The organism is Pseudomonas sp. PLMAX, assembly GCF_046042685.1.
Classification (GTDB): Bacteria; Pseudomonadota; Gammaproteobacteria; order Pseudomonadales; family Pseudomonadaceae; genus Aquipseudomonas; species Aquipseudomonas putida_AE.
In genome coordinates, this window is record NZ_CP064949.1 from 6,514,121 (window position 1) to 6,540,763 (window position 26,643).

Annotated in this window: 20 protein-coding genes; 11 read left to right on the forward strand and 9 right to left on the reverse strand. The window is 61.1% G+C overall.

Features of this window, described 5'->3' with window-relative positions; all coding sequences use genetic code 11:
* Positions 1–20: 20 nt before the first annotated feature.
* The 3 genes from DKB71_RS29715 to mpl are packed head-to-tail and all read right to left on the reverse strand — an operon-like array spanning position 21 to position 2,276.
* Positions 21–305, reverse strand: a complete 285-nt coding sequence (locus tag DKB71_RS29715) for a YceK/YidQ family lipoprotein (RefSeq protein WP_323607792.1) — start codon at positions 303–305, stop codon at positions 21–23.
* Positions 298–930 carry a flavin prenyltransferase UbiX gene (gene ubiX, locus DKB71_RS29720; RefSeq protein WP_274074444.1) on the reverse strand — a complete coding sequence of 211 codons (633 nt, stop codon included), beginning with the start codon at positions 928–930 and terminating at the stop codon, positions 298–300. Before ubiX ends, DKB71_RS29715 begins: the two co-directional genes overlap by 8 nt.
* A complete protein-coding gene (mpl, locus tag DKB71_RS29725) occupies positions 927–2,276 on the reverse strand; it encodes a UDP-N-acetylmuramate:L-alanyl-gamma-D-glutamyl-meso-diaminopimelate ligase (protein ID WP_274074443.1) in 1,350 nt (449 codons plus the stop codon). Before mpl ends, ubiX begins: the two co-directional genes overlap by 4 nt.
* A 194-nt stretch (positions 2,277–2,470) precedes the next feature.
* Here mpl and DKB71_RS29730 point away from each other — a divergent pair, with 194 nt between their 5' ends.
* Positions 2,471–3,595, forward strand: coding sequence for a molecular chaperone DnaJ (locus DKB71_RS29730; protein WP_408599091.1), 1,125 nt, complete (start codon positions 2,471–2,473; stop codon positions 3,593–3,595).
* Positions 3,596–3,631: 36 nt separating this feature from the next.
* On the opposite strand, the gene DKB71_RS29735 is transcribed toward DKB71_RS29730, so the two are convergent.
* The gene (locus tag DKB71_RS29735) at positions 3,632–5,554 is read right to left on the reverse strand and encodes a sigma-54-dependent Fis family transcriptional regulator (protein ID WP_408599093.1); all 1,923 of its coding nucleotides are present in this window, start codon (positions 5,552–5,554) and stop codon (positions 3,632–3,634) included.
* A gap of 301 nt (positions 5,555–5,855) precedes the next feature.
* Between DKB71_RS29735 and DKB71_RS29740 the strand changes: the two genes are divergently transcribed.
* The 10 genes from DKB71_RS29740 to DKB71_RS29785 all read left to right on the forward strand — a co-directional run bounded on the left by DKB71_RS29740 (position 5,856) and on the right by DKB71_RS29785 (position 17,228).
* Entirely contained in the window at positions 5,856–7,376 is a 1,521-nt protein-coding gene (locus DKB71_RS29740; protein WP_274074440.1) for an aldehyde dehydrogenase family protein, read from the forward strand.
* A 210-nt stretch (positions 7,377–7,586) separates the two neighbouring features.
* Complete coding sequence (gene eat / locus DKB71_RS29745) at positions 7,587–8,957, forward strand: ethanolamine permease (RefSeq protein WP_083349793.1); 1,371 nt, start codon at positions 7,587–7,589, stop codon at positions 8,955–8,957.
* Between the two features lie 183 nt (positions 8,958–9,140).
* A complete protein-coding gene (locus DKB71_RS29750; RefSeq protein WP_408599096.1) occupies positions 9,141–10,535 on the forward strand; it encodes an ethanolamine ammonia-lyase subunit EutB in 1,395 nt (464 codons plus the stop codon).
* 5 nt (positions 10,536–10,540) lie between these two features.
* Positions 10,541–11,365 (forward strand): ethanolamine ammonia-lyase subunit EutC, encoded by an 825-nt coding sequence (gene eutC, locus DKB71_RS29755; protein WP_408599098.1) that lies wholly within the window; start codon positions 10,541–10,543, stop codon positions 11,363–11,365.
* A 116-nt stretch (positions 11,366–11,481) separates the two neighbouring features.
* Complete coding sequence (locus tag DKB71_RS29760; RefSeq protein WP_077186306.1) at positions 11,482–11,943, forward strand: N-acetyltransferase; 462 nt, start codon at positions 11,482–11,484, stop codon at positions 11,941–11,943.
* A 214-nt stretch (positions 11,944–12,157) separates the two neighbouring features.
* Positions 12,158–12,814 (forward strand): DedA family protein, encoded by a 657-nt coding sequence (locus DKB71_RS29765; RefSeq protein WP_274074437.1) that lies wholly within the window; start codon positions 12,158–12,160, stop codon positions 12,812–12,814.
* A 4-nt stretch (positions 12,815–12,818) separates the two neighbouring features.
* Entirely contained in the window at positions 12,819–13,631 is an 813-nt protein-coding gene (locus tag DKB71_RS29770) for a zinc-dependent peptidase (RefSeq protein ID WP_274074436.1), read from the forward strand.
* A gap of 113 nt (positions 13,632–13,744) precedes the next feature.
* Complete coding sequence (gene ppa, locus DKB71_RS29775; protein ID WP_003205933.1) at positions 13,745–14,272, forward strand: inorganic diphosphatase; 528 nt, start codon at positions 13,745–13,747, stop codon at positions 14,270–14,272.
* Between the two features lie 228 nt (positions 14,273–14,500).
* A complete protein-coding gene (locus tag DKB71_RS29780) occupies positions 14,501–15,247 on the forward strand; it encodes a S24 family peptidase (RefSeq protein ID WP_274074435.1) in 747 nt (248 codons plus the stop codon).
* Between the two features lie 529 nt (positions 15,248–15,776).
* Positions 15,777–17,228 carry a DUF1254 domain-containing protein gene (locus tag DKB71_RS29785; protein ID WP_408599101.1) on the forward strand — a complete coding sequence of 484 codons (1,452 nt, stop codon included), beginning with the start codon at positions 15,777–15,779 and terminating at the stop codon, positions 17,226–17,228.
* 55 nt (positions 17,229–17,283) lie between these two features.
* Here the strand turns inward: DKB71_RS29785 and DKB71_RS29790 are convergent, their stop codons facing one another.
* Genes DKB71_RS29790 through DKB71_RS29810 form a run of 5 tightly spaced genes read right to left on the reverse strand, consistent with a single transcriptional unit; the run spans position 17,284 to position 26,621 of the window.
* Positions 17,284–18,096 (reverse strand): YfaP family protein, encoded by an 813-nt coding sequence (locus DKB71_RS29790; protein ID WP_408599103.1) that lies wholly within the window; start codon positions 18,094–18,096, stop codon positions 17,284–17,286.
* Positions 18,097–18,099: 3 nt separating this feature from the next.
* Positions 18,100–19,719 carry a DUF2300 domain-containing protein gene (locus DKB71_RS29795; protein ID WP_408599105.1) on the reverse strand — a complete coding sequence of 540 codons (1,620 nt, stop codon included), beginning with the start codon at positions 19,717–19,719 and terminating at the stop codon, positions 18,100–18,102.
* Position 19,720: 1 nt separating this feature from the next.
* On the reverse strand, positions 19,721–24,277 hold the full coding sequence (locus DKB71_RS29800; protein ID WP_408599107.1) for an alpha-2-macroglobulin family protein: 4,557 nt from the start codon (positions 24,275–24,277) through the stop codon (positions 19,721–19,723).
* Complete coding sequence (locus DKB71_RS29805; RefSeq protein WP_408599109.1) at positions 24,274–24,939, reverse strand: DUF1175 domain-containing protein; 666 nt, start codon at positions 24,937–24,939, stop codon at positions 24,274–24,276. Before DKB71_RS29805 ends, DKB71_RS29800 begins: the two co-directional genes overlap by 4 nt.
* The gene (locus DKB71_RS29810) at positions 24,909–26,621 is read right to left on the reverse strand and encodes a DUF2138 domain-containing protein (RefSeq protein WP_408599111.1); all 1,713 of its coding nucleotides are present in this window, start codon (positions 26,619–26,621) and stop codon (positions 24,909–24,911) included. The genes DKB71_RS29805 and DKB71_RS29810 overlap by 31 nt, the downstream gene beginning before the upstream one ends.
* Positions 26,622–26,643 lie beyond the last annotated feature (22 nt).

A 26,643-nucleotide genomic window follows, 5' to 3' on the forward strand; every position in this document is an offset into this window, starting at 1 on the left:
AAGGCTGCGATCTTTTGTTTTTACAATCCGCCGGTTGCCTGGAAACTCACGCCGATCACCGTCAGCAACGACAATGGCAACAACAGTGTATCGAGCAACGCACTGGCCGGCAGATCAACACCCGGATAGCTCGGTGCCTCGGCGCCGAAGCGGTCCATCGCGCAACAACCGCCGTTGAGCGCATACAAATCCAGCCGCGTCCCGGAGTACACCACTGGCGCGCCTGGCTTGGCCGCATCCAGCGTACGCGCCGTCGCACATCCCGCCAGCTGTAACGCCAGCACTATAACCAACCACTTACTCATCGCTGGTCAGATGGTATTCGCCCCAACGCGGCAGCATGTCCTGGGGAATGTTCAGCAGATTGAGGATCCGCGCCACGACGAAATCTATCAGGTCGTCGATGGTTTGTGGCTGATGATAGAACCCCGGCGAGGCCGGCAAAATCGTCACGCCCATGTTCGACAACTTGAGCATGTGCTCCAGGTGAATGCTCGAGTATGGCGCTTCACGGGGCACCAGGATCAACTGCCGGCGCTCCTTGAGCGTGACATCGGCGGCGCGTTCGATCAGGTTGTTGCACGCTCCCGTCGCGATGGCCGACAGGGTCCCGGTGGAGCACGGCACCACCACCATCGCCGCCGGCGCACCTGAGCCCGAGGCCACCGGCGACATCCAGTCTTCCTTGCCGTAGACCCGAATCTGCCCAGCGGCAGCACCGGTGTATTCGGTGAGGAAGGCCTGCATCATCTGTGGCTTGGCCGGTAGCGTGACGTCTGTTTCGGTGGCCATCACCAGTTGCGCGGCCTTGGAAATCAGGAAGTGCACTTCACGCTCTTCGCGCACCAGGCAATCGAGCAGGCGCAAGCCATACTGGGCACCGGAAGCGCCGGTCATCGCCAGCGTGATGCGGTCCGGACCGTTACTCATTTGAGCGCCTCGGCCAGCTTGCCGTGCAGGCCGCCGAAGCCGCCGTTGCTCATGATCACCACGTGGGTGCCCGGCTGGGCCTGGCTCTTGACCCGCTCGATGATGCCTTCCAGCGAGTCGCTGACAATCGACGGTACCGTGCACAGCGCCGCGGTGCCGGCCAGATCCCAGCCGAGATTGGCCGGTGCATACCAGATCACCTGGTCGGCATCGACCACGCTCTCCGGCAAGCCGTCACGGTGCGCGCCCAGCTTCATGGAGTTGGAGCGCGGTTCGATGATCGCAATCAACGGCGCATCGCCAATGCGCTTGCGCAGGCCGTCGAGTGTGGTGGCGATGGCCGTCGGGTGGTGAGCGAAGTCATCGTAGATGGTGATGCCGCGCACCTCTGCGACTTTTTCCATGCGTCGCTTCACGCTTTTGAAGGCGCTCAATGCGGCAATGCCCATGGCCGGAACCACGCCAACATGGCGCGCGGCAGCCAAGGTGGCCAATGCGTTGGCCACGTTATGCTGGCCGGTCATGTCCCAATCGACCACGCCTTGAGCGACGCCTTCGAACATCACTTCGAACTTCGAGCCATCCTCACTGAGCAGCTTGACCTGCCACTGCCCGCCGGCACCGGTGGTTTGCACCGGGGTCCAGCAACCCATCTCGATCACGCGCAGCAAGGCCGGTTCGGTAGTCGGATGAATCACCAGGCCTTCGCTCGGGATGGTTCGCACCAGATGGTGGAACTGTCGCTCGATGGCCGGCAGATCCGGGAAGATATCGGCGTGGTCGAACTCCAGGTTGTTCAGGATCGCCGTGCGCGGACGGTAGTGAACGAACTTGGAGCGTTTGTCGAAGAACGCGCTGTCGTACTCGTCGGCTTCGATCACGAAAAACGGTGTGTCACCCAGGCGCGCCGATACCGAGAAGTTCTGCGGTACACCGCCGATCAGGAAGCCCGGGCTCATGCCCGCGTGCTCCAGCACCCAGGCGAGCATGCTGCTGGTGGTGGTCTTGCCGTGCGTACCGGCGACCGCCAGTACCCAGCGACCCTGCAGCACGTGGTCAGCCAGCCATTGCGGGCCGGAAACATAAGGCAGGCCTTTGTTCAGCACGTATTCGACCGCCGGGTTACCGCGCGACATGGCGTTGCCGATGACCACCAGATCGGGGGCCGGGTCCAGTTGCGCCGGGTCGTAGCCCTGGGTCAACTCAATGCCCTGCGCCTCGAGCTGAGTGCTCATTGGCGGGTAGACGTTGGCATCGGAGCCGGTCACGTGATGGCCGAGCTCTTTGGCCAGGACCGCCATCGAACCCATGAAAGTGCCGCAGATACCCAGAATATGAATGTGCATAGTCGACCTCGTAAAACATGGCCGCAGGTTAGCTTAGGGAGGGGAAAATCGCACCTTGTGTTTGAGCTGACCCATGCTGCTTCCCTCTACACTATTGCATCATCCGAAAACACTTGGCATCAGAATGCGCTGTTCCAGGCTGGATTTACCTTGATAATGCCGCTCATCCCTTGAACGTTCACTTGGAGCAGTCCGTGAAGAACAACACTTCCCAGATCAACATCGCACCTGCCTCAGGCACGAAAAAACTTTCCGCTGCACAGCGGAAATTCAACGGGCTCATCAAGAAGATCGAAAAACAACGCCTGGTGCTTCAGGAATGGCAATCCGCTACTCCCCTGTATATCGAACGTTGGCATCTCGAGTTCGCCCCCCGGCTCGAGCAATTTCATCAATGCAATGTTGAGCTTGTGCATGCCCTGGATCATCTCAGCGAACGGATCAAGCTCTCGAAAGTCGATCGCCGGACCTTGGTTCAGGAAATCCTTGACCAAGCTTACTCATTGATCGATCGCGGCTGTAATGAGGAGCAGGAAGCTGCTTTGAAAGCGTTGTACAACAAGCATAGCGGCGGTGACTTTGATGCAGATGAGCGCGAAGGAGACGAATTACTCAAACTCGGCCTGAAAGACATATTCGGTGTTGAGTTGGACGATGATGTCGACATGCAGTCCCCTGAAGACATTGCGCAAAAAATTCTTGAACAGCAGCAAGCTGAACACACCGCACAGCAGCAAAAACCGGGTAAAAAAAACGCACGCCAGCAGCGCCTGAAAGAAGAGGCTGCCCAAGTCAGTCAATCTATTCGCGAGGTTTACCGCAAACTGGCCAGTGCCCTGCACCCCGACCGGGAAACCGATCCGGACGAGCGCAAACGAAAGACATCGCTGATGCAGCGCGTCAACCAGGCATATAGCGAACGGAACTTGCTCGAACTGCTGCAACTGCAGTTGGAAATGGAGCACATCAATGCGAGCACTCTTGAAACTCTGTCTGCTGATCGACTCAAGCACTACAACCAGGTCCTGACCGAGCAACTGGATGAGTTGGAACTGGAAGTGCTCAACATTGAACTGTCTTTCAGGCAACAATTCAATCTCGAGCCATTCGATGAGCTATTCGTTCAGAACCTGCCTGACATCTATCAACACCAACTCGACATGTTGAACACTGACATCGAAGAGCTAAGCGTTCTGCATGAACAGCTCAAGGATCCTAAAGTCCTGAAATCATGGCTAAAGCAACTACGGCAATATCAGAAGACCATGGAGTTTGATGAAACTCTATTCGATGACTTCCCGGATACATTTTTTCGTTGAGCCACAGTTGTTCAGGTTCACTCAAGCACCCAATCCCTAACGGGAGATCCCGTGCTTGCGTAGCTTCCTGTAGAGGGTATTGCGGCTGAGCCCCAACTGCTCAGCCGTATTCGTCATATGCCAGCGCGAATGCTCCAGCGCATTCAACAGCGCCAGCCGCTCGGCATCTTCCAGCGGATGTTCGCAAGGCTCTTCAATTTTTGGCACGACCACCGGCTGCGCCTGACGAATCATCGCCGGCAGATCCTCCAGCCCGATCCGTCCGCCGTCACACAACGCCGCCAACGTACGCAACACATTGCGCATCTGCCGCACGTTGCCCGGCCAGGCGAATCCCAACAACGCCTCGCGCGCCGGCCCGTCGATCAGCACGGTTTCCCCGCGCGCCTCCTCGGCCAGCAGGAAGTCGAGCAACTGCGATTTGTCACTGCGCACGCGCAACGCCGGCAACGCGACTTCGAGCCCATTGAGCCGATAATAAAGATCCTCGCGAAAACCGCCGTCCTGCACCCGCTCCAGCAGATTGCGGTGCGTGGCACTGATGATCCGCACGTTGACTGATTCCGGCTCGCCACCGATTGGCACCACTTGCCGATCTTCCAGCACGCGCAACAAACGGGTCTGCATGGCCAGCGGCATGTCGCCGATTTCGTCGAGGAACAAGGTCCCGCCATCGGCCTGCTGCAGCTTGCCGCGCATGCCCTCCTTGCGCGCACCGGTGAAACTGCCGCCGCGATAGCCGAACAGCTCACTCTCGATCAGGCTTTCGGGGATCGCCGCACAGTTGAGGGCGACGAAGGCTTTTTCCGCTCGCTGGCTGGCCTGGTGGACGGCCTTGGCGAAGGCTTCTTTGCCCGAACCGGTTTCGCCGTTGATCAGCAAAGGGACGTCCCGCTCGTATACGCGCAGGGCCTTGCGGAAATCCGCCTGCAACGTTGGATCGCCAAGGCAAATGCCCGACAGGCGCGAGCGCTCTTCCACCACCGGGCCTGGCACCAGCGGCACCGGCGTTACCGGCGCTTTACGCGACTGCCCGCGCAACACGGCGAACAGATTGCGTCCGTCACGGGTGCGCAGTGGCCAGCTGGCGCTGGCGTTGACGCTCGCGCGGCCGAGCAGTTCGTCCAGCGAGCAGTCGAAAAACGCCTCCACCGGCTTGCCCAGCAAGCCGCCACGGATATGCCCCAGCAGGTTCAGTGCGCTCTGATTGACCGCGCAGATCCGCCCTTCACCGTCGAACGCCAGCAGCCCTTCGCTGAACAAACCGACGGACTCGGCCTGCAGATGAAAACGCAGCAGCCATTGATTGTCGAAACAACGCAGGAAATAGCAGCTCTCGATCATCTTCGCCGAAAGATTGACCAGGGCCATGGTGTGAAACTGACTTTGCCGCGAGACCTCGTGCCGGGCAGAGGACACGTCGAGAACCGCCAACAGCTCGCCGTGCGGATCGAATACCGGGCTTGCCGAACAGGTCAGGCCGGTGTGTCGCCCGCGGAAATGCTCATCTTGGTGAATGGTCAGCGACTGGCGCTCCACCAGGCAGGTGCCGATGCCGTTGGTGCCTTCACAGGCCTCGCTCCAGTCGGCGCCCAGCCAGAGGCCGGCACGCTCGAAAATCTTGCGTTCGGCCGGTGCCGTCACGCAATTGAGGATCACCCCGCGAGCATCGGTCAACAGCACAGCGTGGCCGGCACCGGAGAGTTGCTGATGAAGGCTGGTCATTTCATTGCCGGCGATGTGCAGCACCTGCTGCAAGCGCTCGCGGCTTTCCAGGACGCGGCCATGTTCCAGCACCGTCGGCGCCATGGTCAGGGCGGGGTCGAGATGATAGTCCTCCAGGCACCGCAGCCAGGAACGGGCGATGGACGGGTCGCTGCCCGGCCCCTGCAGGTGGGCCTTGCCCTGGGCGACGGTCAACACCTGCTGGGCATGGCGACTCAAATGGTTGTCGTGCATTTCTTATTATGCTCCCCGGGGCTCGGCGACCCGTGCATGCGGTGATGCCGAGCATCCTCCAGCCGGGCCAGCATTGCAATGCTGGCGAGACCGGCCAGTCACAGCCTGTGCCAGAAACGGTACAAAGTGTCACGAGCACTGTACCGAAAGCGTCACAAGCACTCTCCGCCCGTCCGACAAAAACCGCGCAAGGCCTTGATTTACATGACCTGCAAGGCAGTGGCCCGACCCTTGCTCTACGCTTAAAGCAAGCGCACACGCGCGTCTTCCTTATAAGCACAAGAACCAAGGAGAAAACATCATGCGTTACGCTCACCCCGGTACTGAAGGCGCTATCGTTTCGTTCAAAGCCAAATACGGTAACTACATCGGCGGCGAGTTCGTCGCGCCTGTCAAAGGTCAGTACTTCACCAATACCTCGCCAGTGAATGGCCAACCCATTGCCGAATTCCCACGCTCCACGGCCGAAGACATCGACAAGGCCCTGGACGCTGCCCACGCGGCCGCCGATGCCTGGGGCGCCACGTCCGCCCAGGCACGCTCGCTGGTGCTGTTGAAAATCGCCGACCGCATCGAACAGAACCTGGAACTGCTGGCGATCACCGAATCCTGGGACAACGGCAAAGCCGTGCGCGAAACCCTCAATGCCGACATCCCGCTGGCTGCCGACCATTTCCGCTACTTCGCCGGCTGCATCCGCGCCCAGGAAGGCAGCGCTGCCGAAATCGACGGCAACACCGTGGCCTATCACATCCATGAACCCCTGGGCGTCGTCGGGCAGATCATTCCGTGGAACTTCCCGATCCTGATGGCCGCCTGGAAACTCGCCCCGGCCCTGGCCGCCGGTAACTGCGTGGTGCTCAAGCCTGCCGAGCAAACCCCTCTGGGCATCACCGTACTGGTCGAGCTGATCGGCGACCTGCTGCCACCGGGCGTGCTGAACATTGTCCAGGGTTACGGCAAAGAAGCCGGCGAAGCCCTCGCCACCAGCAAGCGCATTGCCAAGATCGCTTTCACCGGATCGACCCCGGTCGGCTCGCACATCATGAAATGCGCCGCCGAAAACATCATTCCGTCCACCGTGGAGCTGGGTGGCAAGTCGCCGAACATCTTCTTCGAAGACATCATGAAGGCCGAACCGTCCTTCATCGAAAAAGCCGCTGAAGGCCTGGTGCTGGCATTCTTCAACCAGGGTGAAGTTTGCACCTGCCCGTCCCGCGCACTGGTGCAGGAATCGATCTACGACGAGTTCATGGCCGTCGTGATGAAGAAAGTCCTGCAAATCAAACGTGGCGACCCGCTGGACACCGACACCATGGTCGGCGCCCAGGCGTCCGAGCAGCAATTCGACAAGATTCTTTCCTACCTGGAAATCGCCAAGGGCGAAGGCGCCGAGCTGCTGACCGGCGGCAAGGTGGAAAAACTCGAGGGCAACCTGGCCTCCGGTTATTACATCCAGCCGACCCTGCTCAAGGGCACTAACAAGATGCGCGTGTTCCAGGAAGAAATCTTCGGCCCGGTGGTGAGCATCACCACCTTCAAGGACGAAGCCGAAGCCCTGGCCATCGCCAACGACACCGAGTTCGGCCTGGGTGCCGGCCTCTGGACCCGCGACATCAACCGTGCCTACCGCATGGGCCGCGCCATCAAGGCCGGTCGTGTCTGGACCAACTGCTACCACCTGTACCCGGCACACGCCGCGTTCGGCGGGTACAAGAAGTCCGGCGTCGGCCGTGAAACCCACAAGATGATGCTCGATCACTATCAGCAGACCAAAAACCTGCTGGTGAGCTACGACATCAATCCGCTGGGTTTCTTTTAACCCGGCGCGACACCGCGTAACGGCTTTCGCTGGCAAGCCAGCTCCTACAAGGATCACACCGCACCTGTAGGAGCCGGCTTGCCGGCGAAGGCGCCCTCATTGACATAACACTCAAGGCCTGGCCGCTCTGGCACGGGCTTTGCCTGCCCGTATCACACCCAAACGCAACACACGCAAGTCCAACAAGATCAAAAAAAACAGCGAGGACTTATGACTTCTTCCACACAGCTCAAACCCACACTCGGCACCCTGCATCTATGGGGCATTGCCGTTGGCCTGGTGATCTCCGGCGAATACTTCGGCTGGAGTTATGGCTGGGGCACCGCCGGGACCCTGGGGTTCCTCGTCACCGCACTGATGGTGGCAACGATGTATACCTGCTTCATCTTCAGTTTCACCGAATTGACCACGGCCATTCCCCATGCCGGCGGACCGTTTGCCTACAGTCGACGGGCCTTCGGTGAAAAAGGCGGATTGATCGCCGGCATCGCCACCCTGATCGAATTCGTATTCGCGCCGCCGGCCATCGCCATGGCCATCGGCGCCTATCTCAACGTGCAATACCCGGAACTGGACCCGAAAATCGCCGCGGTGGGCGCCTACTTCGTGTTCATGACCCTCAATATCCTCGGCGTCAGCATCGCCGCCACCTTCGAACTGGTGGTGACGGTGCTGGCCGTTGCCGAACTGCTGGTCTTCATGGGCGTGGTTGCGCCAGGCTTCAGTTTCAGCAACTTCGTACTTAATGGCTGGTCTGGCTCCAGCGAATTCACCATCGCTTCCATTCCCGGCATTTTCGCGGCCATTCCCTTCGCCATCTGGTTCTTTCTCGCCATCGAAGGCGCAGCCATGGCCGCCGAGGAAGCCAAGGACCCCAAACGCACGATTCCCAGGGCCTACGTCAGCGGCATCCTGACCCTGGTGTTCCTGGCCATCGGCACAATGGTGATGGCCGGTGGTGTCGGCGACTGGCGCCAGCTGGCCAACATCAACGACCCGCTGCCCCAGGCCATGAAAGCGGTGGTCGGCAACAACTCAACCTGGATGCACATGCTGGTCTGGATCGGCCTGTTCGGCCTGGTGGCGAGTTTCCACGGGATCATTCTCGGCTACTCGCGCCAGTTCTTCGCCCTGGCCCGCGCCGGTTACCTGCCGCGCAGCCTGGCCAAGCTCTCGCGCTTCCAGACCCCGCATCGGGCGATCCTGGCCGGTGGGGTGATCGGCATTGCGGCCATCTACAGCGATGGCCTGGTCAACCTGCAAGGCATGTCGCTGACGGCGGCCATGATCACCATGTCGGTATTCGGTGCCATCGTGATGTACATCATCAGTATGCTGAGCCTGTTCAAGCTGCGTAAAACCGAGCCGAACCTGGAGCGCACCTTCCGCGCGCCGGGCTATCCGATCGTACCGGGGATTGCGCTGTTCCTGGCGCTGGTGTGCCTGGTGGCGATGGCATGGTTCAACACCTTGATCGGCCTGGTCTTCCTCGGCTTCATGGCCGCCGGCTACCTGTATTTCCAACTGACCGCGCGGCAACGTTCCGAAGCACCGGCGGACGCTATGCTCGAAGGGATCTAGTTGCACCGGCGCCGGGCCCGTTGCCCGGCAACGCCCTATGGACGTGCACACCCCCTGTAGGAGCTGTCGAGTGCAACGAGGCTGCGATCTTTAAAAGCAAGATCAAAGATCGCAGCCTCGTTGCACTCGACAGCTCCTACAAAGGGTCGGAAATGAATTTGAGTTATTTGGAGGACACCGCCCATGGCCGTATTTGCCCATTCCGTCGGCGCCCAGACCTACCGCTTCGAGAACCTCAAGGAAGTGATGGCCAAGGCCACTCCGGCGCGCTCCGGGGACTATCTGGCCGGCATCGCCGCCCTCAACGATGGCGAGCGCGTGGCGGCGCAGATGGCGCTGGCCGACATCCCGCTGAGCCACTTCGTGCAGGAAGTGCTGATCCCCTATGAGGCCGATGAAGTCACCCGCCTGATCATCGACACCCACGATAAACAGGCTTTTGCGGTGGTCAGCCATCTCACCGTCGGCGGTTTTCGCGACTGGCTGCTCAGCGACGCCGCCGACGAACAGGTCCTGCGCGCCCTCGCCCCCGGCCTGACCCCGGAAATGGTGGCGGCCGTCTCGAAGATCATGCGCGTACAGGACCTGATCCTGGTCGCGCAGAAGATCCGCGTGGTCACGCAGTTCCGCGGCACCCTCGGTCTGCGCGGCCGCCTGTCCACCCGCCTGCAACCCAATCATCCCACTGATGAACCGGCCGGCATCGCTGCGAGCATTCTCGATGGCCTGCTGCACGGTAACGGCGATGCCATGATCGGCATCAACCCGGCCACGGACAGCATTGCCTCGATCTGCGCCATGCTGGAAATGCTCGATGCGATCATCCAGCGCTACGAAATCCCGAGCCAGGCCTGTGTACTGACCCACGTCACCACTTCAATCGAAGCGGTCAATCGCGGCGTCCCCCTGGACCTGGTGTTCCAGTCGATTGCCGGCACCGAGGCGGCCAACGCCAGCTTCGGCATCAATCTGAATGTGCTCAAGGAAGGTTACGACGCCGGGTTGAGCCTCAATCGCGGCACGCTCGGCAAGAACCTGATGTATTTCGAAACCGGCCAGGGCAGCGCCCTGTCGGCCAATGCCCATCACGGCATCGACCAGCAGACCTGCGAAACCAGGGCCTACGCGGTGGCCCGCCATTTCAATCCGTTCCTGGTGAACACCGTTGTCGGATTCATCGGCCCCGAATATCTCTACAACGGCAAACAGATCATCCGCGCCGGCCTCGAAGACCACTTCTGCGGCAAACTGCTGGGCGTACCGATGGGCTGCGACATCTGCTACACCAACCACGCCGAGGCGGACCAGGATGACATGGACACCCTGTTGACCCTGCTCGGAGTGGCCGGGATCAATTTCATCATGGGTATCCCCGGTTCCGACGACATCATGCTCAACTACCAGACCACGTCGTTCCACGATGCGCTGTACGCCCGGCAGACGCTGGGGCTCAAGCCTGCCCCGGAGTTCGAGCAATGGCTGGCGAAAATGGGCATCTTCACCCAGGCGGACGGCAAGGTCCTCTTCGGTAACAGCCTGCCGCCGGCCTTCCGCCAGGCCCTGGCGCAATTGGGATGAGTGATATGGAAAAACCACCCTTCGATCCGCACAACCCGTGGCTGGAGCTGCGACGCCTGACCCCCGCGCGCATTGCCCTGGGCCGCACTGGCACCAGTATGCCCACCCGTGCCCAACTGGACTTTCAGTATGCTCACGCCCAGGCGCGAGACGCGGTGCACTTGCCGTTTGATCATGCCGCCCTCAGCGAGCAACTGGCCGAACGGGGTCGTAAGAGTCTGTTGCTGCATAGCGCAGCGCCTGATCGCAACAGCTACCTGCAGCGCCCTGATCTGGGGCGCAAATTGAGCGTGGAATCGGCAAAAAACCTGCGCGAATACGCCACGGCCAATCCTGGCGGAGTCGATCTGGCCATCGTGGTAGCCGATGGTTTGTCGGCATTGGCGGTGCATCGCCATACGCTGCCGTTCCTGGCGCGCTTTGCAGAGCAGAGTTCAGCCGACGGATGGTCAATCGCGCCCGTCATACTGGTGGAACAGGGGCGAGTCGCGGTAGCCGACGAGATCGGCGAACTGTTGGGTGCAAAAATGACCGTGATCCTGATCGGCGAACGCCCTGGCCTGAGCTCTCCAGACAGTCTGGGATTATATTTCACCTACAATCCAAAGGTCGGCCTGACCGACGCCTATCGCAACTGCATCTCGAATGTGCGTCTCGAAGGCCTGACTTACGGCATGGCGGCACACCGTTTGCTGTATTTGATGCGCGAGGCGTGCCGGCGACAGTTATCCGGGGTCAATCTGAAGGACGAAGCGCAGGTGCAAACGCTGGAATCGGACGCAGGAGCGGACCTCAAAGGAAATTTCCTGCTTGATGCGCCCCAAACCTGAACCGCTTCCGCATTGCGCTTTCTCACCTTTTTCAGGCAGGATCGACGCACGGCTGCCAGTGAGTACCCTTTGCCGCCAAAGCACGTGAAGACAGCCACTTGAAGACGAGACCTACCATGCGGATTATTCAAGCGACCCTCGAACACCTGGACCAGCTGACCCCGTTGTTCGTCAAATATCGCGAGTTTTACGGCTCCCTGGCCTATCCGGACTCGTCCCGGGCGTTCCTCGAGAAACGCCTGCGTCGCAAGGAGTCGGTGATCTACCTGGCCCTGTCCGATGACGACAGCAACAGACTGCTGGGCTTCTGTCAGCTGTACCCGAGCTTTTCTTCGCTTTCGCTCAAACGCGTGTGGATCCTCAACGACATCTACGTCGCCGAAGACGCACGCCGCCAGCTGGTTGCAGACAACCTGATCCGCACCGCGAAGAAAATGGCCAAGGAAACCAACGCCGTGCGCATGCGCGTGTCCACCAGCAGCAACAACGAAGTGGCGCAGAAAACCTACGAATCCATCGGATTCAAGGAAGACACCGAGTTCAAGAACTACGTATTGCCGATCAGCGACGAGTTGTAATGTCAAAAAAGAGATCGCAGCTTTCGACCGAAGGCTGCGGTCTTGTCCTCAATTCACCCTGAAATCCCCTGCTACAAACCCTACGCGCTTTTCACTTCCCAGCCCGTATAATCCCGTACTTTCCGGCTTGTAAGAAATACTACCTCCTGTCTGTAGTCTTACGCGAAGTCATCCGCAGGCCTGCCAAGTCGGGCCGTTACCACAGGTGCCGTCCATGGATTTCAACCCGCTCGATCTCGTCCTGCATCTCGATGTCTACCTCGATTTGCTGGTCACCAACTACGGGCCATGGATCTACGCCATTCTGTTTCTGGTCATTTTCTGCGAAACCGGGCTGGTGGTCATGCCCTTCCTGCCGGGCGATTCACTGCTGTTCATCGCCGGCGCCGTTGCGGCCGGTGGCGGCATGGACCCGGTGTTGCTGGGCGGCCTGCTGATGCTCGCGGCCATCCTCGGTGACAGCACCAACTACATCATCGGACGAACGGCCGGCGAGCGATTGTTCAGCAACCCGAACTCGAAGATCTTCCGGCGCGACTACCTGCAGCAAACCCACGACTTCTACGACAAGCACGGCGGCAAAACCGTGACCCTGGCGCGTTTCCTGCCGATCATCCGCACCTTTGCCCCCTTCGTCGCCGGCGTCGCGAAAATGCCCTACCCACGCTTCTTTGCCTTCAGCGTGCTGGGCACGATTCTCTGGGTCGGTGGCCTGGTCACCCTGGGTTACTTCTTCGGCAACGTGCCGTTCATCAAATCCAACCTGTCGCTGCTGGTGGTGGGCATCATCCTGCTGTCGCTGGTGCCGATGATCATTGGCCTTGTGCGCAGCCGCCTTGGCGGTTCGAACTCCAAGACCGCATCGCGCTGACAGCATGTGGTCCCTTGGCGCCTGGCGCCGTCGGCGCACCCTGGCCAAGCACCCGATCGCCGACGAGATGTGGCAACGGGTGCGCCATCACCTGAGTTTTCTCGATGGCATCAGTGCCGCCGAAGACCAGTGGCTGCGCGAAGCCTGCGTCCTGTTCCTGCAAGACAAACACCTGACCGCCCTGCCCGGTGTCGAGCTGCATCAGGAACAACGCCTGCTGCTCGCCGCCCAGGCGCAACTGCCGTTGCTACACCTGGGTGACCTGAACTGGTACCAGGGTTTTCACGAAATCGTGCTCTACCCCGACGATTTCCTCAGCCCCCAGCGCCATCGTGACGCCAGTGGCGTCGAGCACGAATGGGACGGCGAGCACAGCGGCGAAGCCTGGCAACAAGGGCCGATCATCCTCGCCTGGCCGGGCGTCATGGCCAGCGGCGGCTGGGAAGGCTACAACCTGGTGATCCACGAACTGGCGCACAAGCTCGACATGCTCAACGGCGACGCCAACGGCCTGCCACCGCTGCACTCGGACATGCGGGTGAGCGACTGGGCCAGGGTCATGCAGCAAGCCTACGACGATCTGGACCGTCAACTGGAACGCAATCCGGATGCCGAGACCGCCATTGATCCGTATGCCGCGGAAAACCCGGCCGAGTTCTTCGCCGTCACCAGCGAATACTTCTTCAGTGCCCCGGATTTGCTGCACGAGGCTTATCCACAGGTCTATGAGCAACTGAAGCTGTTCTATCGCCAGGACCCACTGGCAAGGCTGCGGCAACTTCTGGCCGAGAACCCGGTCTATCAGGCACACGACTAAGGTCTACACGACCTCTGGTACGTGGCGTCGACGTAGGAATATGCCTATAATCGCCGCCACTTTTTGGTCAATCCGGCCAAGTGTTTCTGGTCAACTAACGGGGGCAACGCCCAATGAGCTACAGCAAGATTCCGGCTGGCAAAGACCTGCCGAACGACATCTACGTCGCGATCGAGATTCCGGCCAACCACGCGCCGATCAAATACGAAATCGACAAAGACAGCGATTGCCTGTTCGTTGACCGTTTCATGGCCACCCCAATGTTCTACCCGGCCAACTACGGTTACATCCCGAACACCCTGGCTGACGACGGTGATCCCCTCGACGTGCTGGTCGTAACCCCTTACCCGGTTGCCCCAGGCTCGGTGATCCGCGCGCGTCCAGTCGGCATCCTGAACATGACCGACGATGGCGGCGGCGATGCCAAAGTGATCGCGGTTCCACACGACAAGCTGTCCCAGCTGTACGTCGACGTGAAGGAATACACCGACCTGCCGCCGCTGCTGATCCAGCAGATCGAGCACTTCTTCGCGAACTACAAAGATCTCGAAAAAGGCAAATGGGTCAAGATCGAAGGCTGGGCCGGCGCAGACGCCGCCCGCGAAGCGATCACCAAGTCGGTTGCTGCCTATAAAGGTTAAGAGCAGCTGCAGGCTTCAAGCCGCACGCTTCAAGAAGAACCCCGGTTGATCCGGGGTTTTTTTTGCGCGTCTGTAAAGCGCATTAAACAATTCGTTTAACGCGCTGCAATGCCGGGTTTTCATGTTTATTTTTTACCCAACGCGCCTCACATCCAGTCGTAAATTTCCCTCGAAATTTGAACGAGCCGTTTATTCAAAGCCCCGGCGGGCGCCAGTAGACTCCCGTTCATGAAAAAGAACACTAGCGGCCCACGGTTTAAAGCGCTCCTTGAAGCAGCGAACATCACGACGACAGGATTCGCCGAATTCCTGGATACGGCTCCGCAAAATGTACACAACTGGTACACCCGCGGCGTCCCCGCCCATTGCATGGAAGAAGTCGCCAGGAAACTCTCGGTCAACAGCGACTGGCTGAAAACCGGCGAAGGCTCGAAAGACGCCAGGCACCTGCGCCTGGTCGACGACACCGGCCACACCTTCGACGCCCAGGCCATCCGCGGTGTCTACACCGTGGTCGAGCCCACCGACATCGAACTGCCCTTCTACAAGGAAGTGATCACGGCCCCCGGCTCCAAAAAGACCCACGTCATCGAAGACCGCGGACAAAGCCTGCGCCTGCCCCGCAGCCACCTCGACTCCCTGGAAATCAACCACGCCGATGCCATCGGCGCCGCCATGATCGGCAACAGCATGGCCGAGAAAATCGACGACGGCTCCACCCTGGCAATCGACCGCGGCCTGACCCAGATAGTCGACGGCGAAATCTACGCCATCGAACACGACGGCATGCTGCGCATCAAATACCTGCACCGAATGCCAGGCAATGCCTTGCGCATGCGCAGCCATAACCGCGCCGATTACCCCGACGAAATCTTCCGCCCCGCGCAAATCGAAGAACAGAACATCCGCGTACTGGGCTGGGTGTTCTGGTGGTCGACACTGAACAAACGACGACCACCGCTACCGTTCCTGTAGCCCCAGGAAACGCCAACTCACACACCAGACTGGGAATTCTGCAAAAAAATCAGTATGCTGCGCCCCACATTTGCGCATCACCCCGCCAAGCGGCCCTGATCGCACCGACAAGGCAGATGACTTTCTCGCCAAGTCCCACAGCCGGACGCAAGATCCGGGTGTACGTTTTGAAGGCTGGCGCGGTTTACCAAAAATGAACCAAGCCAGTCCCCGAGAAGCCGGCCACAAGCCGGCTTTTTAATGCCCGCCAGAAAGCCGACTCGCCTGAAAAAACTCGGGATAACGCCCTCCGGGCTTTTGAATGGAAGCCGTCCCGAGTCGCCTCGAGTGAAATCCCCCCTCTCGTATGCACTGCCCAAAAATCCGAGCTATACCTCTCGCTGGCTGTCCGAAAATGCAAGATGCATTTCTGATGTCTGCATAGTGTCCGCGGACCTGATCCCCAGTTTTCTTTGCAACTGCCCATAACCTGCAGTTGCTCATAACTAACGAGGTGAAAATGAACAGGATGTCATACAGGGGCTGGACGATGGCTGCGGCAGTTGTCGTAGCGGGGTCAACGCTTTTCGCGGGGTGCGCGGGCAAGAACGATCCGATTGCGCAGGCAGACAAGGCGGATGTAGCCAAGGGCGTGGCCGCGCCGAGTCTTGAGCAGACCAAGGCGATCGCCGAGGAAGGGTTTATCTACGGTTTGCCGCTGGTCATGAACTATGCGGTGATGAACGAGTTCGCGGTGGACCCCAAGTCCAGCCAGTTCAAGGCCCCCTTCAATCAACTGCACAACGAGCATCGGGTCGCGACGCCCGCCGATACCGCGGTCATTACGCCAAACAGCGACACGCCGTACTCGATACTCTGGGCCGACCTGCGCGCGGAGCCGCTGGTGATCACGGTGCCCGCGGTCTCCAAAAAGCGTTACTACTCAATACAACTGATCGACGGCAACACCTATAACTATGGCTACATCGGCAGTCGGGCGACTGCCAGCGCAGCCGGCAGCTATCTGGTTGCAGGCCCCGACTGGAAGGGCACGACACCTCCGGGCATCGACAAGGTGTTTACCTCCACGACCCCCTTCGCGCTCACCTTGATCCGCACCCAGTTGTTCAATCCGGCCGACATGCCAAATGTCGAGAAGGTGCAGGCGAGCTACAAAATCCAGGCGCTGTCCGCCTTCCTTCATCAACCCGCGCCGCCCGCTGCGCCGAAGATCGATTTCGTACCGGCGACCACGGCAGGTATCAAGGCCAACTTCTTCGAGTACCTGTCTGCCGCGATGGAGTATTTGCCAGCATCGTCTGACGACAAGGCGATCCGGGCCAGGCTGGCCAGCATCGGGGTAGGTCCCGGCCGGAAATTTGAATTCAAGGACCTCTCGCTCGAGCACAAGGCCGCGGTCCTTCTTGGAATGAAGGCCGGTGACGAGAAGGTCGACAAGTTTCTCTCGAACGGAATGAAGAATATCAATGGCTGGAACGTCGGTGCGTTCTTTGGTGATCAGGCGTTCTACCAGTCCAACTGGCTCATGCGTGCCGGTGCCGCGAAGGGCGGCCTGTACGGCAACGACGCCGCCGAGGCGATGTACCCCTTCACGCGCACCGACGGCAGCGGCCAGACGCTCGATACCAGCAAGCACAATTACACGCTCACCTTCCCGGCCGGCAAGCTGCCGCCCGTCAATGCCTTCTGGTCGGTGACGATGTACGACGGCAAAAGCCAGCTGCTGATCAAGAATCCGCTCAACCGCTACCTGATCAATTCGCCGATGCTGTCAGCCATGACGAAGAACGCGGATGGCTCGCTGACCCTGTACATACAGAAGGATTCGCCGGGCAAGGCCAAGGAGCCCAACTGGCTGCCCGCGCCTGACGACACGGTGTATCTGGTGATGCGTCTCTACTGGCCGAAGACCGCACCGCCTTCGATTCTTCCCGCTGGCAACGGCAGCTGGCAGCCACCGGCGCTGGTGGTCGCGAAGTAGGGTGAATGTTGCGGCTGCTTGCGCCTGGCAAGCAGCCGTTCGCGCGACTGGCGATTTACGGATAACTGAACGCCTTCACCAACGTCAACTCCCCCACCGCACGCATCGGCACCAGAAACGTCTCCATCTTCTCACTCGGCGTCCCTTCCTCCGTAATCACCGTCACCTGCGCCGTCGTCAGCGGCTGAACCGCATCCTCCTGCCCTTCTTCATCACTGCGATACCCACCGCCAAAGTAATTCACATACACCAGATACTGCCCTTTGATCGGCGCAGGCATGGCGAAGATTTCCGGGCCATAGCCGGTGGTGACGTCGACATCGAGGGCGGCGCCGTTGGCCACGGCGCGGTCGCCGTACCAGATGTGGGCGCCGTCCGGGGTGATCAGGTGCAGGTCGAGGTCGGTGCCGTCGCTGTCCCAGGCCAGCAGTACGCGCAGCTTGGCAGGAGTCGCGCCACCACTGGCGTTGAGGAACTGGGTTCGGTGGCGTTGTTGGCCGTCGGGGCTGCGGATTTCGACGCTGTTGCTGCCGTTGGGGAAGGAGAATGGTCGATCGAAGCCGCCTGATGGATCGATTTTCAGGGGCATGCTGACGCCGTTGATGATCAGCCGGCCGGGTTCGCCGCTCTTCGGTGCGGCGTTGATCTGACCGGCGATGCGCGCGGTGTTGGCCTGGCCTGCCGGGGTGTTCACCGACGATGCCGGGTAGTTGACGACCTGGCGAAAACTCTCGCCTTCACCTTCGGCGGCGCCGGTTCGCCAGCCGCCGGAGGGGGTGTCGAGTTTGACGCTGTCGGCGGCGGTTGCCGGCGATAGCACGGCGATCGCGCAGAGCAGCAGCAAGACCTGTGGATAACGATGGGTCATGGTCTATTCCAGCAAAAGGTGGCGGGCGAGCCCTTCGATGTAGGTTTCATCCTGGCCGTTGGGGTGCGCTTCGAAGGCCAGGTGCAGGTATTCGTGGGTCAGGTCGAGGCGGTCTTGCAGGGAGAGCACGCCGCGCACGTAGAGGCGCTGGCGTTCGCGGTCGACGAAGGGGCGGCCGAAGGCCAAGCGGCAGACGGCGAAGGTGCTGACTTCGTTGTAGCCGGCTTCGCCTTCCAGGCGCGGGCGCCAGCTGCGGCGCTGCTTTTGCAGCCAGTCTTGTGCGGCGGGCAGCGCTTCGCAGGAAGCCACAGGATTGTCCCAGCGGCTGAGGCTGGCGCGTGGGTAGGCGTGGAGCAGGATGGCGTCGTAACGCTGGCCGGCGCTGGCTTGTTCCACGGCTTGTTGCCAGGACAATTTGTCGAGGCCTGGCTGGTTGGAGTGGTAGGTCACCGTGCTGCCGGCGAGCACCAGGTCGCTGGTCCAGGCGGCGATGGCGCGGGTATCCGCAGTGGCCGGGCGTGGGGCGACTCGCTGGCGCTGGCTGCTGTCGTCGATGCTCAGGCAATCACCGTTACGCGTGGCGTTTTGCAGCAGGTAGGTGCGGATGGCCACGGTGAGGGCCTTGGCGGCTTCCGCGGGTTCCGCGCTGGCCTCACGCTGCAGAACTCGGGCAACATACTCTTCGCGATCCAGTCGGGCGACCAGCTTGTCCTTGAATAAAAACAGTTCGCCGTCACTGTGGATATCCAGTTGGTTGCCGTTGACGAACTCGACGCGGTAATCGCCCTGCAATTGGCCGGAGGACACCACGCGGTCACCTGACATGACCCGCTGAAGTGGATAACGCGAGAACAGATCGACCTCGACACACTGCCCCGCCTCCGCCGGCCAGGACGCCGGCACCACCGCAGACAAGGCCTGGGCGTAGTCGCGCAGGACCCGCTGGCTGGTGCCGCGCCCTCCCGCCCAGATCGGCGTGCCATCCGCCGTCCAACCGGCGAATCCACCTTGGCGCGATGCCGCATCCCGATCCCCCAGCCAGCTCCAGGTCTTTACCCGCAAGCGGCTACCGAGCTCGCCCACGACGTTGCCATCCGCCGCGTTCAACAGCACATCCAGCAACACGCGACGCGCCTGGTCCTGCGCCGGCATCAGCGCCAGCGCGCGCAGCAATTCAGTCACCGAGACCCGGGTGGCGGGCTGCAATGACGGCAAGTCCAGCAGCCACTGCGGCGCCTGTCGTGCCTGCCAATAGTCACGCCAGGCGCCAGGGTCAAGCGCCAGGCGCGCCGGCTCGAAATACAATCCGCAGGACTTCACCAACGCCTGATCCCGCTCGACTTTGCCACCCGCAGCGCAGCAATAGACTTCCTCTTTCGACTGCCCGCGACACTCATAGGCCGGCTCTCGCGCGCCGGTATCCACCAGCCAGGCGTACACAAACAGCTTCCAGACACTGCCCAGGGGCGCCTGCAGACTGTCGGCCAAGGGCTCGCGCGACAGCAGCTGCGTGTGGCTCAACGTCAGCAGTTGATCCTTGTAGGCCAGTCGTAGCGGTTCCTCCTGCGCTGTGACCAGCGCGGGAATCAGACTCAGCAGCAACCAGACCCAGGGTCGATGCATGTCAGTGAACCGTCACCTGACCGAGCGCCGGCTTCTGCTCCTGAGCCTGATGCTGCGGCGCATAGACCTGGGTGAAACGCGCAGGTGGCAAGCTGAACTGGCCTTTCTGCGAGAAACGCACCAGGTGACGCAGGCGCAGTTCGCCGCTCAAGGCATCCACCGGAACGGCGTAGGCCATTTGTCCCGGCTCGAAACGGGCCTTCTCCAGCGCCGACGGTTCGGTCCCGGCCTTGCCCATGAGCTTGATGCCCCAGGTCGTGCGCTCGACATCCGCGCCCGGTGGCAGCGGCACTTCCAGCAGGCCATAGTGCAAGGGTCTGGCGGCTTTGCTGGTCAGGATCACTTCGTCGAGATACAGATTGTCGCTGGACAACGGCGCATGGCCGACCGGCTGCTGCTTGAAGGTGAAGGCTTCATCGCCCGGCACCAGTTGCGACAGGCGACGGGTGATGGTCACGGGCAGCGGATCGACCGCTGGCTGCTGGCTCTGGAAGCTCAATGCGGCGCTCAGTGACCGCTCTTGCGCACCGCTCAACGACAATACGCCGGGTACCTGTGCGCCTTGCCAAGTCCAATAGACTTCACCCGTGGCGCCCTGCTCCTGCTTCCATCCGTCGCCCGGTTTCAGGGCCACGGCCGGCGCGGCCTGTTCGATGCTGCGTTGCAACCAGGTCAGTGCCAGCGCGCGTTCCAGGGTGGATTGCTGTGGCAGCAGACGTTGCAACAACGCTTGCGTGTGGGCCTGATCGAAAGGCTGCAGTGACGCATTCAACGCCTCGGCAAACGGCTCGGAGCTGGTGGCCAGGCGCTGCTGCGCGTCGGCCAGTTGCCGCTTGAACGCGTCCGGCAAAGCGACCTTCGATTGCGCGGCTAACGAGGCAGTCAAGACGCGGGCAGCGGCCAGGCCCAATGCCGAATCCGGATCCCCCATGACCAGGCTATCGCCCGCCACGTCCATGACGTTATCGGCACGCCCCTCACCTGCCTGCATCAGATCTTCCATCAAACCGCTGAGCAAGGTGTTGACCGGCAACTGCATCTGCCTGGCGAACGACAGGATCAATGCCCGTTGCAGCAGCGGAGTGCTCTTCGCCTGTTTCGCGTACACCTCCAGCACCCGCTGCCAGTGTTCCGGCGGCAGACTCAGTTCCAGCACCCGGCTGGCGTGCCAGTCGGCGTAATAGGCGTAGGCGGTTAGAAACGCGTCCGGCTCGCCGTCCATGCCCCACCAGGTGAAGCTCGCCGAAGGACCAGCCATCTGCACCAGGCGCAGGCGGCTGTTCTGCATGATCAGACGCAAGCGATCGCGCACCTGCGGGTTAGACGACAAGGCGGGATAGGCGATGCTCAGCGGCAGCAAACCGCTGGCGGTTTGCTCAACGCTGCCATACGGGTAGCCCAGCAGGTCATCGAGGGCCGCACGGAACAGCGCTTGCGGGCTGTCATCCAGGCGCAGGCGAATATCCGTGGCATCCGCCGGCAGGCTCAGCGGCGTCTCCGCGCCAGCCACGTCCAGGCGCTGGCTTTGCGTGACTTGCCAGCCTTCGCCGGTTGCGCTCAGGCGCACGGCCAGGGCATCGGCGGTTTTGCCGTCCTGCACCAGTTCAGCGCTCCACTCGCCATTGACCAACTCGAACGCTGGCAACGGCAAGTAGTTGATGCCGCTGTTGAGCGTGACAGGAACCCGTTGATCGCTGCCCGCGTAATGAATCACCAGCTCAGCCTTGAGCGGGTTTTGCGCCTGGCTGAAAGCAAACACACCGAGATCCGGTTTGTCACCCGCGCGGAATTTGCTCGGCCCGCTCCACTTCAGGTACAGGGGTTTCTCCGAGCGTACGAACTGCTTCTTCTGCCCGACCTGGCCGTCATCGGCGATGGCCCGGGCGGTGATGCGCCAGCGGGTCAGCGAGTCCGGCATCTTGAAGGTGAACCGGGTCTTGCCGTTGGCGTCGGTCACAAGCTCCGGTTGCCAGGCGGCGGTGTCGACGTCTTCGCGACGCGGCCGCTCCAGCACTTTCACCCCGCGCTCGCTGCGGTTCGCCTTGCCCGGCGCGCCGGGGCTGCCGGGCAATGCGACGTCGTAGCTGATGAACGACAGACTGGCGCTGGTGCGCACGTTGTTGCGACGCGGATGGTAGAAGAACTGGTCGATGGTCGGAGCGATTTCCGGCTGCAAGGCATAGACCATTTCGTCGACCACACTGACCGTCAGATGCGCCGGGATCGGCTTGCCGGCGAACTGCGTGGTCAGGTCCACCGCAACGGTGTCGCCGGGTCGGTAGGTCTCTTTGTCCGTGGCGATGGCCACGTCGATCTGCGGCGTGATCACCTTGATCCCGGCGTTCTGGAAGCTGTACTGGCCGCCCTTGGTGTACAGCACCGAGAAGGTCAGGTTCGGCGCGAAGCTGTCCTTTACCACGATGCGCGCGCGGTATTGAGTGTCGCTGAGTTTTTCCAGCTTCAGCCAGTCGCTGCCCTTGGACAGCAACGCCGTGGCCTCGACCTTGTCGCGCTCCAGCGACAGCAGCGCATCGTTGATCGGCTCGGGGAAGGTGATCAACGCCAGCGCTTCGTCGCCGGCTTTGTACTCGGGTTTGTCGAGGACGATTTCCACGGTGCCCGGTACGGCTTTGACGCCCTCGCCGGTGACCGAATGACCGGTGGCGCCGAGGGTGCGGCCGTGGTCGTCCCTGAGTGTCAGGCTGTAAGTGCCGGGACGCTCGAAGGCCAGGGTGAAACCTTTGTCGGTTGCCGCGAGTTTACCTTCCCCAGTGCTCTGGTCTTCCAGGCGAACCCAGCCATAGCTGCTCGGGGTGACCGCCGCACTTTGTTCGCTTTCGTTGACGTAGCTGAACGCAACCTTGTCGCCCACCGCACTGAAGCGCTGGGGTGCACTCAAGCGGAAATTCGCCGCGCCGCGATCGATGAGGATTTCCTTGGTGGTCTTGACCCGATACGCCGCGCCATCGCTGGCGAACACCGTGAGCATGTAGCGACTCGGTTTTTCCGCAGCCGGCAAATCGAGGACGGCGTTGCCCTTGGCGTCGGTGGTCAGTTCGGTGCTGGTCAGTTCCACCGGGAATTGCCCGAGGTATTGCAGCTCGTTGTCGACCATCGACAGTTGCTGGGCGCGCAGGCTCAGGCTCAGTTTGGCGTTGGCCACCGGCTTGCCATCCGGATACAGCAGCACCAGGTTGCCCTTGACCGGTTCACCGGTGCGGTAGTCCTGCTTGGCCAGGTTCAGGGAGATTTCGAAGTGCGGCTTGATGTATTCAGCCACGCGGAAGGCGCTGCTGTAGGCCTGCTCCTTGTAGTTGAAACGCAGCTCATATCCACCGGCCACGGCGTTGTCCGGCAACTGGAAACGGCCTTGAGTGCCGGCCTTGGAATCGAGTTTCAGGTCCAGGCTTTGCAGCGCCGTACCAGTCGCATCGAGCACCGTCACATTGACGTCGGCAGCGGTGGGTTGCACCGAATCCCGGGCATTCTTGAACTCGCGCCCGACGATTTTCAGCGATACCCAATCCCCTGGCCGGTACAGCGGGCGATCGGTGAAGGCAAAGAGTTTGGTGTCGTAGATTTCGCTGTCGTAGTAGAAGTTTTCTGAAACGAAAACCCCACCCTCTTCATCCTCACCGATCACGAACGAACGTTCGGGGCTGACGTGTTTCAGGCGCAGCAAACCATCGGCGTCGGTTGCCCCGCTACTCATCACACCCAGGCCATCGGTCCACAGCACATTGACCTTGGGCACCGAGCTACCCTCGTGTTTGCGCGCGGCCCACACCAGCAGTTCGTCCCCGGCAATCTTGCTCACCGCCACGGTGTTGGAGACGAAGACCATGGTGGTCGCACGGTACTTGCCGATCAACGCTTCCACCAGATACAGCCCCGGTTTCAAGTTGCCCAACGGGATGTAGACGTTGCCCGGCGCGACACTGACGAATTCACTGGAAGACCCGGCGAGGTTGACGCCTTCAGGCGGCTGGATTGGTTTGGCTTGCCACAGCGGATAACGAAACTGGCTGACCACCGGCAGTCCCGGAATCAGCGCGAATTGCGGCTGCGCGTCGTAGGGTGTTGGCGCGGCCATGGCGCTACCCATTTTCAGTTCCGGCACTTGCTCGGTGACTTGTTTACGCGACTCGTAGGAAAACGCCCGCTGCATCACCCGGCGGGATTTGCGGTACCAGTTGTCCCACAGATAGGCGAGCGTATTCGACAGGCCTTCGCCCTTGAACTGGCCGTCACTGACCACCCGGTGCAGGTTCTTCTGGCGTTTGAGGAAGTCGAGCGGCTTGTCGATGCGATACACGCGAATGTCGGCGCCGCCGTAGGGTTCCATGCGCAAGCGACGGTAGTCGCGACCCGGCGCTTCGAGGCGGACCATTGCCTGTTCGTCGCTGGCAAAACTGCTGTCGGCCAGCAGGAAAAAACTCTCACCGGTCACCGGCGTGTAGCCACTGGGCTCAACAGTGTCTGCGGCGTTGGCCGTCGACAGAGGCAGCACCAATACCAACAACAGGGACAGAAAACGCAGCATGCGGGCACCGGTCATTGGGAGAGAAAATTCAGTCGATAGACGCCGATGAAGTTGGGGTTGGCTGCATCGGGTATCCATCGGGTGTCCTTCCATGTCATGAGTTGTTGCAGGCTTGCCGAGCGCATGCCGTTGTCGGTGGGGGTGGTGGTGCCGGTGTGATAGGCGATGTAGCGGCCCATCCAGATCATCAGGTGCTGGTCGTCGCCCTGATCGAAAAACATCAGGTCGCCAGGGCGTGCCTGTGCGACATCGCGGCCAACCAGTTGGCTGTTGAACTGAATCAGCTTGATCGCGTTGACGTAGGGCCCGACCTTGCCACCACCCTGCTGCCACTGCTGGGCGAGGCCGCGCTGGGCATCGCTCAGTTGCAACTCCGGCGGCAGGTAGCGGTTGGACAGGCCATTGCTGCGCAGCCATTTGTCATCATGGACTTTCAGCGCTTCGTTGGCGGCAAAACGCACCAGCCCTGCGCAGTCCTGCTGATACCAGCGCGGGCTCGGGCCCTGGCTCAGTTGCTCCTGGGCGATGCGCACGAACCAGGCGCGGAATACATGGGATTGCTGCGGGTCGAGCGCCGGTGCGTCGATGGCCCGGGCGCCCGCGCTCAACAGTAATGCGAGCACGCCGAGGCTGCGGATCAGTGCGTTCACAGCGCTTTCCACTCCAGCGGCAGCCATTGCCAGTGGCCATCGGGCTCGCTGCCCTCGGGCAGGGTCAGGGCGTACTTGCCGTAACCGCCGAGCTTGCGCAATTTCGGGATCAGGTAGGTTTGCGCTGCGTTGGAGAACACCGGTTCCATGTCTTGCGGCAGGCTGTCGAGGGTTTCGCGCTGCATCAGTTGGGCCATGGAGTCCGGACCGAAATACACCGGCATCAGCAGGTCCTTGGGCACCACGTCGGCCATCGGCGGGAAGCGTTTGTCGAGGGTGCCGAGGGCTTTATCCACCAGCTTGTCGTCGAGGGAAAACAGCAGCGTCGAACCGTGACGCGCCAGGCTGACTTTCATGAAGGCCTTGCCGGTGATCTGATCGGGATCGGATGCATCCTTTGCCGCATAGGGACCGAAAGTGGAGCTGACCTGGCGCTGCCATTGATGACTCAGGCCTTCCTGCTTCTCGACCACCGGGAACGCATGTTCATCGACCTTGCCTTCATAAGCGCCGACCATCGAGCCGAACAGTTTGCCCAGTTCACCATCGAGGCTGGCACTGTCTTCATCCTTGAGGCTGGCTACCAGCAGCGGTGTATAAAGCCGCGAATCGGCGTACCAGCACAGGCCCGCCGCACCGCCCATGTGCTCGGTCAGCGCCTGGGCGGCGGCCTCGTCGGCACCGAGCTTGAGCAGCAGCGGCTGCTGTTGTTCGGCGGCCAGCGGCAGGGTCACACAAGCGCTGGCGCCCATGGGCATGGCTTGCCAGATCGGTTTGAAATCGAAGTCCGGCTGGTTGTCCAGTTCGTCCATGGCGAGGAAGCTGTGCCAGCCCTTGTCGTCCATGTCGAAGCGCAACCCGGCGAAGTTCGGAATGAAACGCTGATACCCCATGGCCAGCACACTGGCATTCACCGACAGCCGCTGTTTCACCTCTGGCGCGCGGGGTTGCAGGCCGAAGGCCTCGGGAAACAGTTTGTCGCCATTGAGCAGCGCGGCGATGGCTTGGGTCGAGACGCCGCCCGCTTCCTGTGTCGCCCCACTTTGCGGATCGTACAGCCTGGTCGGATTCGACAGCACCACCAGCTTGTCGCCGTGGGAAGCAAACAGCAGCGCCTTGCTGGCGTTGTACGTGAGTTGATAGAGCGCCACGTCGTCGTTGCCGACTTTCACGTCCGCGAGTTTGCTCAACTGCGAATCATCCAGCGCCACTTTCGCCAGCGGCTCAAGCACCTTGGCCAGGCCACCGCGATCCATCACCAGCAGAAAATCCTTGAGCCGGCCGTCCGCCCCGCGCCACAACGCAACGTCCGCCGGTTGATCGAACAGCTGCTCGATCAGCGTGTCCTGCAACTTCAGGTCGTGTTCGTAAATGATCCGCCGCAGGCTGCCAATCAGCCCGAGGCGATCGGCATGGGTCTGGTAATAGAAGACGAAATCTTCGGTCAGGGTTTCCTTGAGGAACGGCACCGTCAGCAGGTCCTTGGGCAACTGGCTCAGGGAATGGGTTTCGAGCAGGCCGTCGGGGCGGCTCATGCCGAGCTTTTCAGCCGCCAGTTGCGGTGCCGGGGCTTTGTTTTTATGCATCAGCCAGCCCATGCCAGCGGCCACGCCCGCGACCAGACACAGCCCGGCCACAATGACCGGCCAACGGCGGGACGGTTTGGCACTCGGTGTTTCAGCCGCCGGTAAAATAGTGCTATCGCTCATTTCACAAAACCCAGTTCATCCG